This window comes from Oerskovia merdavium (assembly GCF_014836755.1).
Taxonomy (GTDB): domain Bacteria; phylum Actinomycetota; class Actinomycetes; order Actinomycetales; family Cellulomonadaceae; genus Oerskovia; species Oerskovia merdavium.
In genome coordinates, this window is record NZ_JACSQF010000007.1 from 166,051 (window position 1) to 179,973 (window position 13,923).

A 13,923-nucleotide genomic window follows, 5' to 3' on the forward strand; every position below is an offset into this window, starting at 1 on the left:
GCCCGCCACGACCCGCCCCACCCCCCGCGGTGACGCTCCTGCTGGTGTGTCCGACGCGGTGTTGCTTCCTGTCGCTGGGGGCTCAGCCGGTGCTGTCGGTGAAGGTGCTGTCGACGTGGCCGGTTCGCCGGCGTCGCCTGGCCCGGCTGGTCCTGTTGGTGGCCGCAAGACCGGGCCCGGGCGCGGCGCGTCGCTCTCGTGGACCCAGGTCAGGGCGGCGCTCCCCGGAGCGTTCCGCAAGCTCGACCCGCGCGAGCTGGTGGCCTCGCCCGTGCTGTTCGTGGTCGAGCTCGGGGCCGTCGCCACGACGCTGCTCGCGGCGTTCGACCCCAGCGTGTTCGCGTGGGCCATCGCGGTGTGGCTGTGGGCGACCGTGCTGTTCGCGACGCTCGCCGAGTCGGTCGCGGAGAGCCGGGGCAAGGCGCAGGCGTCGAGCCTGCGCGCGACCCAGCAGCAGACGACCGCGCGGCGCGTCGTGGCTCCGTCCGACACGCTCGCGTCGGGGACGGGCCTCGCGAGCTGCCCGACGGCGGAGGTCCCCTCCTCGACGCTCGCCGTCGGGGACGTGGTGGTCGTCCGGGCGGGCGAGATCATCCCCGGTGACGGCGACGTCGTCGAGGGGGTCGCGTCGGTCGACGAGTCCGCGATCACGGGCGAGTCGGCCCCGGTGATCCGCGAGTCTGGCGGTGACCGGTCGGCGGTCACGGGCGGGACCGTGGTCCTGTCGGACACGATCGTCGTGCGGATCACGGCGCCCGCGGGCCACACGTTCGTCGACCGGATGATCGCGCTCGTCGAGGGGTCGGAGCGCCAGCGCACCCCCAACGAGATCGCGCTCAACATCCTGCTGACCTCGCTCACGATCATCTTCCTGCTGGCGGTCGTGACGCTGCAGCCGTTCGCGGTCTACTCGGGCTCCAAGCAGTCGATGATCGTCCTGATCTCGCTGCTCGTGTGCCTCATCCCCACGACCATCGGGGCGCTGCTGTCGGCGATCGGCATCGCCGGCATGGACCGTCTGGTCCAGCGCAACGTCCTCGCGATGTCGGGCCGCGCGGTCGAGGCCGCGGGGGACGTCGACGTGCTGCTGCTCGACAAGACCGGCACCATCACGTACGGCAACCGGCAGGCGGCCGACCTCCTCACGGTCGGCGACGTCACGACGGCGCGGCTCGCCGAGGCCGCCCGGCTCTCGTCGCTCGCGGACGAGACGCCCGAGGGCAAGAGCATCGTGGTGCTCGTCCGTGAGCGGTACGGCATGGGAGACCGGACCCCCGCGGCAGGCGCGCCCGACCACGCGACGCCCGCGACGTCGTCGGGCGGCGAGAGCACTGCGGGTACCGCGGGCGCAGGCGGGGCCGACGACCTGACCGGCGCCGAGATGGTGCCCTTCTCCGCGCACACGCGCATGAGCGGGATCGACCTGCCGTTGCCCGACGGGCGCGTGCGCCGCATCCGCAAGGGGGCCGGCAGCGCGGTCCAGCGCTGGGTCCACTCGACCGGCGCCCCGACGAGCAGCGGCCCCGGTGGCACGGTCGCCGAGCAGCTCGCGGCCCACGTCGAGGCCGTGAGCTCCTCGGGCGGCACACCGCTCGTCGTGGCCGAGCAGGTCGGCGAGGGGCCCGCGCGGGTGCTGGGTGTCGTCCACCTCAAGGACGTCGTCAAGGCGGGCATGCGCGAGCGGTTCGACGAGCTGCGCGCCATGGGCATCCGCACCGTCATGGTCACGGGCGACAACGCCGTGACCGCGCGGGCCATCGCCGCGGAGGCGGGCGTCGACGACGTCCTGGCCGAGGCGACGCCCGAGGACAAGCTCGCGCTCATCCGGCGCGAGCAGGCCGGCGGGCGGCTCGTCGCCATGGCCGGCGACGGCACCAACGACGCGCCCGCCCTGGCCCAGGCCGACGTGGGCGTCGCGATGAACACCGGGACCACCGCCGCCAAGGAGGCGGGGAACATGGTGGACCTCGACTCCGACCCGACCAAGCTCATCGAGATCGTCGAGATCGGCAAGCAGCTCCTCATCACGCGCGGTGCCCTGACGACGTTCTCGATCGCGAACGACATCGCGAAGTACTTCGCGATCCTGCCCGCGATGTTCATGGTCGTGTTCCCGCAGCTCGCGGTGCTCAACGTCATGCGCCTGTCGAGCCCCGAGTCGGCCATCCTGTCGGCCGTCGTGTTCAACGCGCTCATCATCCTGGTGCTCATCCCGCTCTCGTTGCGGGGCGTGCGGTACCGGCCCTCGTCGGCCTCCGCGATGCTGCGCCGCAACCTCCTGGTCTACGGCGTGGGCGGCCTCGTGGCCCCGTTCGTCGGGATCAAGCTCATCGACCTCGTGATCTCCCTCATCCCCGGGATTGGCTGACATGCCTGGCACTCTCTCCACCCCCGCGGGCGTCCCCGGACGCCCCGCCCCCCTCGCGCGTCCCTCGGCCTCGGCCGGTGCCGCGTCCCTGTTCCGCCAGACGCTCGCAGGCCTGCGCGTCCTGCTCGTCCTGACGCTCCTCCTGGGCGTGGCCTACCCGCTCGCGGTGTGGGGCGTCGGGCAGCTCGCCCTGCCCTGGCAGGCGAACGGCTCGCTCGTGCGCAGCGACGGCACGCACGCCACGTCGATCACCGACACCGGTGCGGACGGAGCACCCGTCGTGGGCTCGGCCCTGATCGGTCAGGACTTCGCCGCGGCCGACGACGCCGAGCGCTGGTTCCACGGCCGCCCCTCGGCTGCGGGCGACGGGTACGACACGCTCGCGTCCGCGGGCACCAACCTCGGGCCGCTCAACCCCGAGCTCGTCGCCTCGATCGACGAGCGTCGTGCGGCGCTCGCGGCAATCAACGGCGTGGACCCCGCAGAGCTGCCGGCCGACGCGCTCACGGCCTCCGCGTCGGGCCTCGACCCGCACGTCAGCCCCGCGTACGCGGCCCTGCAGGTGGCGCGGGTCGCCGAGGCGAGGGGCCTCGACGAGGCCGTCGTCGCGGACCTCGTGGCGCAGCACACCGCAGGCAGGGACCTCGGTGTCCTGGGCGAACCGCGTGTCGACGTGCTCGAGCTCAACCTCGCGCTCGAGAACTCGGAGAAGATGAACCCATGACGACGAGCGCGAGGCACCGAGCCGCGGAGCTGACGGCGCGGGTGCCCCGTGCCTGAGGGACGCGACGGCCAGGAGGCCGCAGGGTCCGGGAGCCCCCAGGAGGGGCGCCCGGACCCGGGCGCGTCCGCGGGCGGGGAGGGTCCCGGAGCCCGCAGGGCAGGGAGGCCCGACGGCGCCGCCCGCCGCCCGGGTCTGCTCACCGTGTACCTCGGGGCCGCGCCGGGCGTGGGCAAGACGTACGCGATGCTGGGCGAGGCCCACCGACGCAGGGCGCGCGGCACGGACGTGGTCGTGGGCCTGGTCGAGACGCACGGGCGCGCCGCGACGATCACGCAGATCGGCGACCTCGAGGTCGTGCCGCGTCGCGTCGTGAGCCACCGGGACGTCGAGCTGACCGAGCTCGACGTCGAGGCCGTGCTCGCCCGCGACCCCCAGGTCGTCCTGGTCGACGAGCTCGCGCACACCAACGCTCCCGGCTCGCACCACCGCAAGCGCTGGCAGGACGTGCAGGACCTCCTGGCCGCGGGCATCGACGTGGTGACCACGGTCAACGTGCAGCACCTCGAGTCGCTCACCGCGGACGTCGAGGCCATCACGGGCGTGCGCCAGCGCGAGACCGTGCCCGACCAGGTGGTGCGCGACGCCGACCAGATCCAGCTCGTCGACCTGTCGCCGCAGGCGCTGCGGCGCCGGCTCGCGCACGGCAACGTCTACCGGGCCGAGCAGATCGACGCCTCGTTGTCCTCCTACTTCCGCACGGGCAACCTCACGGCCCTGCGAGAGCTCGCTCTGCTGTGGCTCGCGGACCGCGTCGACGACGCCCTGACCCGCTACCGGGCGGACCACGCGATCTCGGGGACGTGGCCAGCGCGCGAGCGCATCGTCGTCGCGGTCACGGGCGGTCCCGAGGGCGAGACGCTGCTGCGCCGCGGCGCCCGGATCGCCCAGCGCGCCGCGGGTTCCGAGCTCGTCGCGGTCCACGTGCTGGCGACCGACGGGTTGCCCAGCGCGCCGCCCGCGGCCATCGCGGCCTCGCGCGAGCTCGTCGAGTCGCTGGGCGGGACGTTCCACACGGTCGTGGGCGAGGACGTCGCCTCGGCGGTCGTCGACTTCGCGCAAGGGGTCAACGCGACCATGATCGTGGTGGGCGTCTCGCGGCACTCTCGCTGGCGAGAGGCCCTCCTGGGGTCCTCGAGCGCCGAGATCGCCCGCCTGGCGGGGACGATCGACGTCCACCTCGTGACGCACGAGAAGGCGCGCGCGGGCAGGCTCCTGCGCGGCCGGTGGTCCGCGCTGTCCCGACCGCGCCGGACCGCCGGGTGGGTGCTCGCGTTCGTGGTCCCGGCCGTGCTGACCGGGGTGTTCTGGCTCCTGCGCGACGTCGTCTCGCTCTCGACCGAGCTCATGCTGTTCCTGGCCGGGTCGGTGGGCGTCGCCCTCGTGGGTGGGCTGTGGCCCGCGGTGGCCGCGGCCGTCGTCTCGTTCCTGTGCCTCAACTGGTTCTTCACGCCGCCGACCGGGTTCCTCACGGTCCAGGACCCCGAGAACCTCCTCGCGCTCCTCGTGTTCGTCCTGGTCGCCGCGGCCGTCGCGTCGGTCGTCGACCTCGCCGCGCGACGGACCGCGCAGGCCTACCGGGCGCGGGCCGAGGCCTCGACGCTCGCCGCCCTGTCGCGGTCCGTGCTCTCGGGCGAGGACACCGCGCAGGCGATCGTCACCCGGCTCGCCGAGACGTTCGGCCTGTCACGGGTCGAGCTCGAGACGCGGACGGGGGAGCGCGGTCCGTGGCGGACGGTCGCGAGCACGGGCCGGGTCGAGGGAGACGTGCTTCCCGCCGGGGAGGGAGCCCTCGCCGCGGGGGACCGGACCCCCGCCGAGCAGGACGGGCGCACCGGGGCGCGCTCCGCCGTCGGGCACCCGGGCGACGCCCAGCGGACCGAGCTGCGTGTCGACGACACCCACCGCCTGTCGCTGTGGGGCCGGGCCCTGCCCGCGAGCGACCGTCAGGTCCTCGAGGCCTTCGCGGCGCAGGCCGGGCTCGTCCTGGAGTACCGCCGCCTGCGCGAGCAGGCCGCCCAGGCCGCGGTCCTCGAGGAGGCCGACGCCACGCGCACCGCGCTGCTCGCGGCCGTCTCGCACGACCTGCGCACCCCGCTCGCCTCGATCCGCACGGCCGTGGACGGGCTGGCCTCCCCGGACGTGCACCTCGACGACGAGGACACCGACGCGCTCACGCGCACCATCCAGGACTCGACGGGACGACTCGAGAAGCTCATCGACAACCTGCTCGACCTGTCGCGGCTGCAGACCGGGAGCGTGCGGCCCAACCTGCGTGCGGCGTCGGTCGACGAGATCGTGCCGCTCGCGATCGAGCCCTACGGTCCGGGCGTCGTGCGCCTCGACGTGCCCGACGACCTGCCGCTCGTGCGCACCGACCCCGGCCTGCTCGAGCGGGCGGTCGCGAACCTCACGTCGAACGCGGTGCGGCACAGCCCGCCCGGTGAGCCCGTACGGATCACGGCCTCGGCGGGACCCCGGGAGATCGAGCTGAGGATCGTCGACACGGGCCGCGGCCTGTCCGACGAGTCCAAGATCCGCATGTTCGAGCCGTTCCAACGTCTCGGCGACACGACCGGTGAAGGTCTGGGCCTGGGGCTCGCGGTCGCGGACGGGCTCGCCCGGGCCGTGGGCGCGAGCATCATGCCCGAGGACACGCCCGGCGGCGGACTGACCATGGTGGTCACGGTCCCGCGCGAGGCGCGGGAGGATGACGACGTGAGCACGGACGGCACAGGCAGCGCGGACAGCGGCACCCACGGTACGAGCAGCACGAGCGAGACGGACGAGGTGCGCGGATGAGCGGCGACGGCAACCGGGTGCTCGTCGTCGACGACGACGCCGGTCTCGTGCGCGCGCTCGCGATCAACCTGCGCGCGCACGGCTGGGACGTGACGGTCGCCATGACGGGCGCCGAGGCCCTCGACGCGGCCGCGAGCGCCCGGCCCGACGTGATCCTGCTCGACCTGGGCCTGCCCGACCTCTCGGGTTTCGAGGTCATCGAGGGCATCCGCGGGTGGAGCGCCGTGCCGATCGTGGTGCTCTCGGCGCGTCAGCTGGGCGACGACAAGGTCGATGCGCTCGACGCGGGCGCGGACGACTACGTGACCAAGCCGTTCGCGATGAACGAGCTGCTCGCGCGGCTGCGGGCCGCGGTGCGTCGCGCCCAGCCGGCCGAGGTGTCCGAGCCGGTCGTGGAGGCGGGGGACCTGCGGATCGACCTGGCCCGCCGCCGGGTGCTGCGGGCCGGGCAGGAGGTCCGGCTGAGCCCCACCGAGTGGTCGCTGCTCGAGGTGCTGGTGCGCCACCGGGGCCGCATGGTCGGGCGGCTGCAGCTCCTGCACGACGTGTGGGGGCCTGCGTACTCGGCCGAGACCAACTACCTGCGCGTCTACACCGCGCAGCTGCGGCGCAAGCTCGAGGACGACCCCGCGAACCCCCGGCACATCATCACCCAGCCGGGCATGGGCTACCTCTTCGAGGTCTGACCGCCCGTCCTGCCCCGTGGCTCGCACCTGTCCGCCGGTGACACCCACCTTGCCGGCCCGAGGCGGGAACCCCTGCGCCACGCCGACCGTTGTGCGTTCGACCCGACGAAGGAGACCCGTCATGCTGTGCCCTCTCGACCAGACCGTGCTCGTGATGTCCGACCGCAAGGGAGTGGAGATCGACTACTGCCCCACGTGCCGCGGCGTGTGGCTCGACCGGGGTGAGCTCGACAAGATCATCGACCGCAGCCTCGAGGCCGAGATCGCCGCCGAGGCCGGCGGCCCGGCGGCAGCCGCGGCTCCGCGGGCGGCGACGCCCCCGCCCGTGCAGTACCCGCCGACCCAGCAGCTGCCGGTCCCGCCGCAGCCCGCGCCCTACGGCTACGCGGACGACCGTCGCCGGGACGACTACCGGGGCGACGACCGCCGCCGGGACGACTACCGCGGGGACGACCGGTACCGCGGGGCCGACCGCGGGTCGGACCAGTACCGCAGCGACGATCCGCGCTACCGCAAGCGCAAGAAGAAGGAGTCCTGGCTCGAGGACCTCTTCGACTTCTGAGCCTCGGACGGCACCGTCCCCTCGCGGGGCGGCGCCGTCGTCGTGCATCCCCGGACCTCTGTCCCCTCTCCACCTGCTGAACTTCCTCTGACCTCCGGATCGGATCGACATGGCTGTCCTCGACACGTTCTCCCTCGCCGGCCGCACGGCGCTCGTCACGGGCGCGAGCCGCGGGATCGGGCGCGGGCTCGCGCAGGCGCTGGGGGAGGCGGGGGCGCAGGTCGCGCTGACGGCGACGACGCTCGACGCCGCGCAGGCGGCGGCCGACGAGCTGCGGGCGCTGGGGCTCGCGGCGCACGGCTACGAGCTCGACGTCACGGACCGCGAGCAGGTCGACGACGTCGTGGCGCAGGTCGGGCGCGAGGGCGGCGGTGTCGACGTGCTCGTCAACAACGCGGGGATCTCGATCGGGGGAGCGTCCCTCGAGATCGAGGACGACGTGTGGCACCGCACGCTCGCGACGAACCTCGACGGCGTCTGGTACTGCTCGCGGGCCGTGGCCCGGCAGATGGTCGCGGACGGTCGGGGCGGGACGATCGTCAACGTGGGGTCGATGTCCGCGCAGATCGTCAACCGTCCGCGGTGGCAGCCCGCGTACCTGGCGTCGAAGGCCGCGGTGCACCAGCTGACCAAGGCGCTCGCGGCCGAGTGGGCGCCGCACGGGATCCGGGTCAACGCGATCGCGCCCGGCTACATCCTGACCGAGGCGTCGCCCGTGGACCAGCCCGAGTACTACGACGACTGCGTGGCCCCCGCGGCGATGAAGCGGTGGGGCACCCCCGCCGAGCTGGGGCCGGTCGTGGTCATGCTCGCGAGCGAGGCGTCGAGCTTCATGACGGGGGCCGTCGTGACGGTCGACGGCGGGTACACGCTCTTCTGATCGGCGACGTGCCGGGCCTGCCCTCGCGGGCTCGCCCGGTCTGACTCTCGGCCCCCTTCTGGGTTGCGAATCGCAAAACAAAAAGGGTGAACCTTCTACTTCTGCTTGACGCTTGTCAGAAGTCTCCCTAGGGTCGGGCGTGCACCGGGACCCCGCCACCGCGGGGCCGGGCCGAGGTCAGGGCCCACGACGTCGTGGGCCACGGGATCGGTCACGCAGCCCGCGTGCAGACACGGCTCGCCCGTCCGACCTCACGTGCCCGCAGGGCGCGCGGGGTCACCGGTGCGAGCGCGCAGGGATTCGACGACGAATACCTGACCGCTGCCGGATCCCCACGGTCCGGGTCGGCGGGCAGAGGAGAGGGAGAACCATGACGCAGGACACCGCCGCCCCCGACGGACTGCTCAAGCGACAGATCTCGCGACGGTCGATGCTGGCCGGGACGGTCGCGAGCCTCGTGGCGCCCACGGCGCTCGGCCTCGGCGCGGCTCCCGCCGCGGCGCACGGCAACGGGAACCACGGCAAGCCCGACAAGGACAAGGGCAAGCCGGACAAGAACAAGGTCCGCCGCCTGACGATGTACGCCGAGGCGCTGCCCGGCGGCCTCGTCGGCTACGGGCTCGAGCCCGGCAAGGCCACGGTCCCGGGGCCGACCCTCGAGATGTGGGAGGGCGAGACCTTCGAGATCACCCTGGTCAACACCACCGACAAGCGGCTCTCGCTGCACGCGCACGGCGTGAGCTACAGCCACGACTCCGACGGCAGCCCGCTCAACGCGTCGTTCAACGAGCCCGGCCAGTCGCGGACCTACGTGTGGCGCACCCACGCCGCGTACACGACCAAGGGCGGCCAGTGGATGCCCGGGAGCGCCGGCTACTGGCACTATCACGACCACGCGCTGGGCACGGACCACGGCACCGAGGGCGTCAAGGTCGGCATGTACGGTGCGCTCATCGTCCGGCGCAAGGGAGACGTCCTGCCGGACCGCCAGTACACGGTCGCGTTCAACGGGATGTCGATCAACAACCAGGTCGCGCCGAACGTGCCCGTGTTCGAGGCGAACGAGGGCGAGCGGGTCGAGTTCGTGGCGATCGGCCACGGCAACGCGTTCCACACCTTCCACCTGCACGCGCACCGGTGGGCGAACAACCGCACGGGCTATCTCACGGGTCCGAACGACCCGACCCAGGTCATCGACACGCGCGACCTCAACCCGGGCGACTCGTTCGGGTTCCAGGTGATCGCGGGCGAGAAGGTCGGCCCCGGCGCGTGGATGGTCCACTGCCACGTGCAGTCCCACTCCGACATGGGCATGGGCGGGATCTTCCTGGTCGCCGACAAGGACGGCAGCGTGCCCGAGCACGCGCAGGCCGCGCTCCACCGCTACCAGGGGCACGCGCACCCCTAGCCCGGTCGGGCGCTCGGAGCGACGAGCCAGGACCGGCGGGGCCTCGCCGGCCCGCCGGTCCTGGCCCGCCGACGCCGTCGCCGCGGGCGCCCCCGAGACTCGCCCCGCGGGCGCCAGGTTCTCAAGCAGTGGGTCGATCCGTTCATCGTGGCGCTCGTCGCGACCATGATCCTGGGGCTCGTGGTCCCGTTCCCCGCAGGGGCCCAGCGCGTCGTGGACGCGGTCGCGGACGTCGCGGTCGCGGTCCTCTTCCTCGTCTACGGCATGCGCCTGTCGACCACCGAGGTGTGGGCGGGCCTGAAGAACGTCCGGCTCCAGGGCGGCATCCTCGCCTCGACCTACGTCGTCTTCCCGCTCATCGGCCTCGCGGTCTCCTGGGCCGTGACCCCGCTGGTCGGCGCGCCGCTCGCGGCGGGCATCCTCTTCCTGTCGTTGCTGCCCTCGACCGTCCAGTCGTCCGTGGCGTTCACGTCGGTCGCGCGCGGGAACATCGCCGGAGCGATCTGCGGGGCCACGGTCTCGAACGTCGTGGGCATGGTCGTGACGCCGCTGCTGGTCCTGTGGTTCATGTCGTCGAGCGGCGCGACGGGCGGGCTGAGCGGGCTGCGCGACGTCCTGGTGCACCTGCTCGCCCCGTTCGTCGTGGGCCAGCTCCTGCAGCCGTTCGTCGGCAGGTGGATCCGGGCCAGGCGGTGGCTCACCCTGTCCGTGGACCGGGGCACGATCCTGATCGTGGTCTTCGGGGCGGTCGCCGCGGCGACGAGCGCGGGGGTGTGGGCCGGGATCTCGGCGTGGACGATCGTCGCGCTCGTCGGGATCAGCGCCTTGATCCTGGTCGTCATGCTCGCGGTCACGTGGTGGGGCGGCGCCGGGCTGCGGCTCGGTGTCGAGGACCGGATCGCGCTGCTCATGTGCGGGTCCAAGAAGAGCCTGGCCACGGGCCTGCCCATGGCCGCGGTGCTCTTCCCCGTCGCGGTCGCGGGCACCGTGGCGGTGCCAGTGATCGTCTTCCACCAGCTCCAGCTCATCGTGTGCGCGGTCCTGGCGCGCAGGCTCGCGCTGCGCGCCGACGCCTGAGGCCCGGCCGGGCAGCCGGCGGGGCCGGAGCGAGGGCGGCGAGCGCGAGGACCGATCCGTCGTCGGTCCCTCGCGCCCGGCGCGCCGCGCGCGTCGTCATCGGCCCGACGGCGTCACGCGCCCCAGCCGGCGAAGCGCCCCACGGCGACGAACACGGCGAGCAGCAGCAGGAGGGCGTTGACCGGCACGGACTGCTTCTCGCCCAGGCGCACGTGCAGGGGGATCGCGCCGATCTGCGTGACGGCGAGGCCGACGGCGGCGATCGGGGTCAGGATCGGGGCGATGCCCGTCACGAGCGGGAGGATCAGGCCGATCGCTCCGAGCAGCTCGAGCGCCCCGAGCACGCGCACGGCCGTGAGGCGCTCGGGCGTGACCCAGCGCATCTGCTCCATCAGCTTGCCGGCCGGGGTCGTGAGCTTCATGAAGCCTGCGCCGGCGAAGGCGACAGCGAGCAGTCCAGCGGCGATCCAGAGGGCGACGTTCATGTGATTCCTTCGAGGTCGGTGACGCGAGGCGCGCCACGGTGGAGAGGGCCACGGGTAACTGCCCGTCTGGTCAGTCACCTTTTGTGCCGGAGGACATCATGGGTAACCTGAAGGAGGTCTACAAAAGGCACACCGGTGTTCCCGGTGGGTCAGGAAACGGAGAGTCCATGACCACGACGGCCGCCGGTGCCCACCAGGCGCCAGGTCCCGACGCTCAGCACGTGCCACGGCCCCGCGCGCTCCACGTGCCGGGTCCTGACGGTCTGCACGTGCCACTTCCCGACGGTGGCGGCTGCGGCGCCGACCACGCGACCAGCGAGGTCCGGCGCGTGCTCGACCGGGTCGGCGACAAGTGGAGCGTCCTCATCCTCGGCACGCTCTCGAGCGGGCCGCTGCGGTTCACCGAGCTCCTGCACGGGATCAGCGGGATCTCCCAGCGCATGCTGACGCTCAACCTGCGCCAGCTCGAGCGCGACGGGCTCGTGAGCAGGACCGTCCACGCCGTGGTCCCGCCGCGGGTCGACTACGAGCTCACGGAGCTCGGTCGCACGCTGCTCCCGCCGGTGCTCGCCCTGGTCCGGTGGGCCATGGAGAACACCGACGAGATCCAGGGGCATCGCGAGGGCTTCGACGCGAAGTCCGCGGGCGGCCAGGGGTGAGCCGCGGCTGAGCGAGCCGGCCGGTCACGGCGCTCGGCGCGGCGACGGCACGGTCGATCAGAGCACAGGACCCATCGGTCCTGTGCGGGGCTGCGACCTCAGCGTGCCGCGACCTGGTCGCGGATCTGACGCTTGGCGCGCAGCAGGATGCCGGTCATGCCGTTGAGGCGCAGGGGGCTCACCGCGTTGGTCAGCCCGATCGTGAACGGGTAGTCGTCGGGCACGGCGAGGGCCTGCTCGGGCGTCAGGCCCTCGAGCCCCTGGGCCAGGATCGAGGCGAACCCGCGGGTCGTGGGGGCCTCGGCCGGTGCGGTCGCGTACAGGTGGACGCCGTCGGCCTCGACCTCTGCGAACGCGCGGACCGGGGACTGGCACTCCTCGACGCGCTCTAGCAGTCCCGGGGCGTTCTGGTAGCGCGCGGGCAGGTCCGGCAGCTCGCGCGAGAACTCGAGGAGGAGCTGGAGCCGGTCGCGCTCGCCGAGCGCGAGGAAGTCGTCGCGGATCTCGGCGAGGACCGGGGGCAGCTCGGTCGTGGCGTCGTCAGTCATCCGTCGATCTTCCCACCCGGGGGCGTCCACCGGCAGCCCGCGCCCGCCCTGCGGACGGCCGCGGCGCGCGAGCCCCGAGAGTTCGCCCGCCCTCGCCGCGCACCGCCCGACGCCCGTGGATACGTTGGGCCCGAGCGCGCCGACCCCCGGCGCGGAGGGACGGAGAGTCATGGGAAAGCTGTCGAACGACCTGCGCACGTTGAGCCACGAGGCCTACCTCTATCTCTACCCGCTCGTGACCATGGACCTGACACGTCGCCAGGGCACCAACGTGGAGGCGGGGGTCCGCCCGGGGTTCGGGCCGCCCAACACGTTCCACCACCTGCGCGCGTTCCCGCCCGCCGACTTCCGGGCGGTCGTCCGCCCCAACTTCGACACCCTCTACGCGAACCTGTGGCTGGACCTGACCGACGGCCCGGTGCTGCTGCACGTCCCGGACACCGACGACCGCTACTACATGCTGCCTCTCCTGGACATGTGGACCGACGTCTTCGCGACGATCGGCAAGCGCACCACCGGGACGGGGGCAGGCGACTACCTGGTCGTGGGGCCCGACTACGAGGGCGAGCTCACCGAGTTCTACGACGACCTTCCCGAGGAGGTCGCGCTGATCGTCGCGCCGACCCCGCACGTGTGGGCCATCGGCCGCATCCAGACCAACGGTCCTGCGGACTACCCGGCCGTGCACGCGGTCCAGGACGGCATGAGCGTGCGCGCGCTGGGCGACCGTCCGCCGTTCGTGATCGACCCGACCGCGGACACGCGGACCGAGCCCCTGCGGCAGGTCGACGCCCTCAGCGCGGTCGACTTCTTCACCTACGCGACCCGTCTGCTCGACACCAACCCGCCGCACCCCACTGACTTCTCGGTGCTCGCGCGCATCGGTGCGCTGGGCGTCGTCCCGGGCGACGAGTTCGACCCCGGCCAGTTCGACGAGGCCGAGATCGTCGAGATCGAGGCGGGCGCCGCGAGCGCGCGCGAGCTGCTGGGTGCGTCGCAGGCGACGCTGGGGATCGCGGTGAACGGGTGGTCGCTCTTCCGGGAGCCGATGGGCGTGTACGGCAACTACTACCTCCAGCGGGCGTTCGTCACGCTCGTGGGGCTCGGGGCAAATCCGGTCGAGGACGCGATCTACCCGTTCCTCGTCGAGGACGCCGACGGGGAGGTCGTGAACGGCGACCACGACTACGTGCTGCACTTCGACGCCGACGAGCTCCCGCCCGCGGAGGCCTTCTGGTCGGTCACGATGTACGACGCCGAGGGATTCCAGGTCGCCAACGTCCTGGACCGGTTCGCGATCGGTGACCGCGACGACCTGCGGTACGGGGCGGACGGCTCGCTCGACCTGTACCTCCAGCACGAGAGCCCCGGCCCGGACCGCGAGTCCAACTGGCTCCCCGCCCCGCGGGGACCCGTGGGCGTGACGATGCGCCTCTACGCGCCGCGGCCCGAGGCGCTCGACGGTCGCTGGGTCCCGCCGGTCGTGCGCAAGGTCTGAGCGGCGGAGCCCGGGGTGTGGCCGGCCGGCGCCGCCCCGGGCGTCCTGCGGTGAGGACGAGGGATGCCCGACGGCGGTAGGCCGGGTCCGCGCCCCGGCCCCCCGCCGCCGGGGGGGGCTCGCCCGTGTCGCAGGCCACATTCGCGGCCGCTCGCGACGTCCTGGTGCC

The 13,923-nt window shown here is 73.2% G+C and carries 12 protein-coding genes; 10 read left to right on the forward strand and 2 right to left on the reverse strand.

What is annotated here, in order from left to right; translation table 11 throughout:
* Positions 1 to 115 precede the first annotated feature (115 nt).
* The 8 genes from kdpB (at position 116) to H9641_RS08835 (ending at position 10,564) form a co-directional block, all read left to right on the forward strand.
* A complete protein-coding gene (gene kdpB, locus H9641_RS08800) occupies positions 116 to 2,368 on the forward strand; it encodes a potassium-transporting ATPase subunit KdpB (RefSeq protein WP_191802892.1) in 2,253 nt (750 codons plus the stop codon).
* Position 2,369: 1 nt separating this feature from the next.
* Complete coding sequence (kdpC, locus tag H9641_RS08805; RefSeq protein ID WP_191802894.1) at positions 2,370 to 3,092, forward strand: potassium-transporting ATPase subunit KdpC; 723 nt, start codon at positions 2,370 to 2,372, stop codon at positions 3,090 to 3,092.
* A 243-nt stretch (positions 3,093 to 3,335) separates the two neighbouring features.
* Complete coding sequence (locus tag H9641_RS08810; protein ID WP_404821933.1) at positions 3,336 to 5,951, forward strand: DUF4118 domain-containing protein; 2,616 nt, start codon at positions 3,336 to 3,338, stop codon at positions 5,949 to 5,951.
* Positions 5,948 to 6,637 carry a response regulator gene (locus tag H9641_RS08815; protein WP_191802896.1) on the forward strand — a complete coding sequence of 230 codons (690 nt, stop codon included), beginning with the start codon at positions 5,948 to 5,950 and terminating at the stop codon, positions 6,635 to 6,637. The genes H9641_RS08810 and H9641_RS08815 overlap by 4 nt, the downstream gene beginning before the upstream one ends.
* Before the next feature lie 121 nt (positions 6,638 to 6,758).
* Positions 6,759 to 7,199 (forward strand): TFIIB-type zinc ribbon-containing protein, encoded by a 441-nt coding sequence (locus H9641_RS08820; RefSeq protein WP_191802898.1) that lies wholly within the window; start codon positions 6,759 to 6,761, stop codon positions 7,197 to 7,199.
* Positions 7,200 to 7,308: 109 nt separating this feature from the next.
* Positions 7,309 to 8,079, forward strand: coding sequence for an SDR family NAD(P)-dependent oxidoreductase (locus H9641_RS08825; RefSeq protein WP_191802900.1), 771 nt, complete (start codon positions 7,309 to 7,311; stop codon positions 8,077 to 8,079).
* A gap of 370 nt (positions 8,080 to 8,449) precedes the next feature.
* Entirely contained in the window at positions 8,450 to 9,487 is a 1,038-nt protein-coding gene (locus H9641_RS08830) for a multicopper oxidase domain-containing protein (RefSeq protein WP_225220196.1), read from the forward strand.
* A gap of 147 nt (positions 9,488 to 9,634) precedes the next feature.
* The gene (locus H9641_RS08835; RefSeq protein ID WP_318244474.1) at positions 9,635 to 10,564 is read left to right on the forward strand and encodes a bile acid:sodium symporter family protein; all 930 of its coding nucleotides are present in this window, start codon (positions 9,635 to 9,637) and stop codon (positions 10,562 to 10,564) included.
* Positions 10,565 to 10,677: 113 nt separating this feature from the next.
* Here the strand turns inward: H9641_RS08835 and H9641_RS08840 are convergent, their stop codons facing one another.
* Positions 10,678 to 11,049 carry a DoxX family protein gene (locus H9641_RS08840; protein ID WP_191802902.1) on the reverse strand — a complete coding sequence of 124 codons (372 nt, stop codon included), beginning with the start codon at positions 11,047 to 11,049 and terminating at the stop codon, positions 10,678 to 10,680.
* A 269-nt stretch (positions 11,050 to 11,318) separates the two neighbouring features.
* Between H9641_RS08840 and H9641_RS08845 the strand changes: the two genes are divergently transcribed.
* Positions 11,319 to 11,708, forward strand: coding sequence for a winged helix-turn-helix transcriptional regulator (locus H9641_RS08845; protein WP_318244475.1), 390 nt, complete (start codon positions 11,319 to 11,321; stop codon positions 11,706 to 11,708).
* Positions 11,709 to 11,806: 98 nt separating this feature from the next.
* Here the strand turns inward: H9641_RS08845 and H9641_RS08850 are convergent, their stop codons facing one another.
* On the reverse strand, positions 11,807 to 12,256 hold the full coding sequence (locus tag H9641_RS08850; protein ID WP_191802906.1) for a SufE family protein: 450 nt from the start codon (positions 12,254 to 12,256) through the stop codon (positions 11,807 to 11,809).
* 169 nt (positions 12,257 to 12,425) lie between these two features.
* Here H9641_RS08850 and H9641_RS08855 point away from each other — a divergent pair, with 169 nt between their 5' ends.
* The gene (locus tag H9641_RS08855) at positions 12,426 to 13,754 is read left to right on the forward strand and encodes a DUF1254 domain-containing protein (RefSeq protein WP_191802908.1); all 1,329 of its coding nucleotides are present in this window, start codon (positions 12,426 to 12,428) and stop codon (positions 13,752 to 13,754) included.
* Positions 13,755 to 13,923 lie beyond the last annotated feature (169 nt).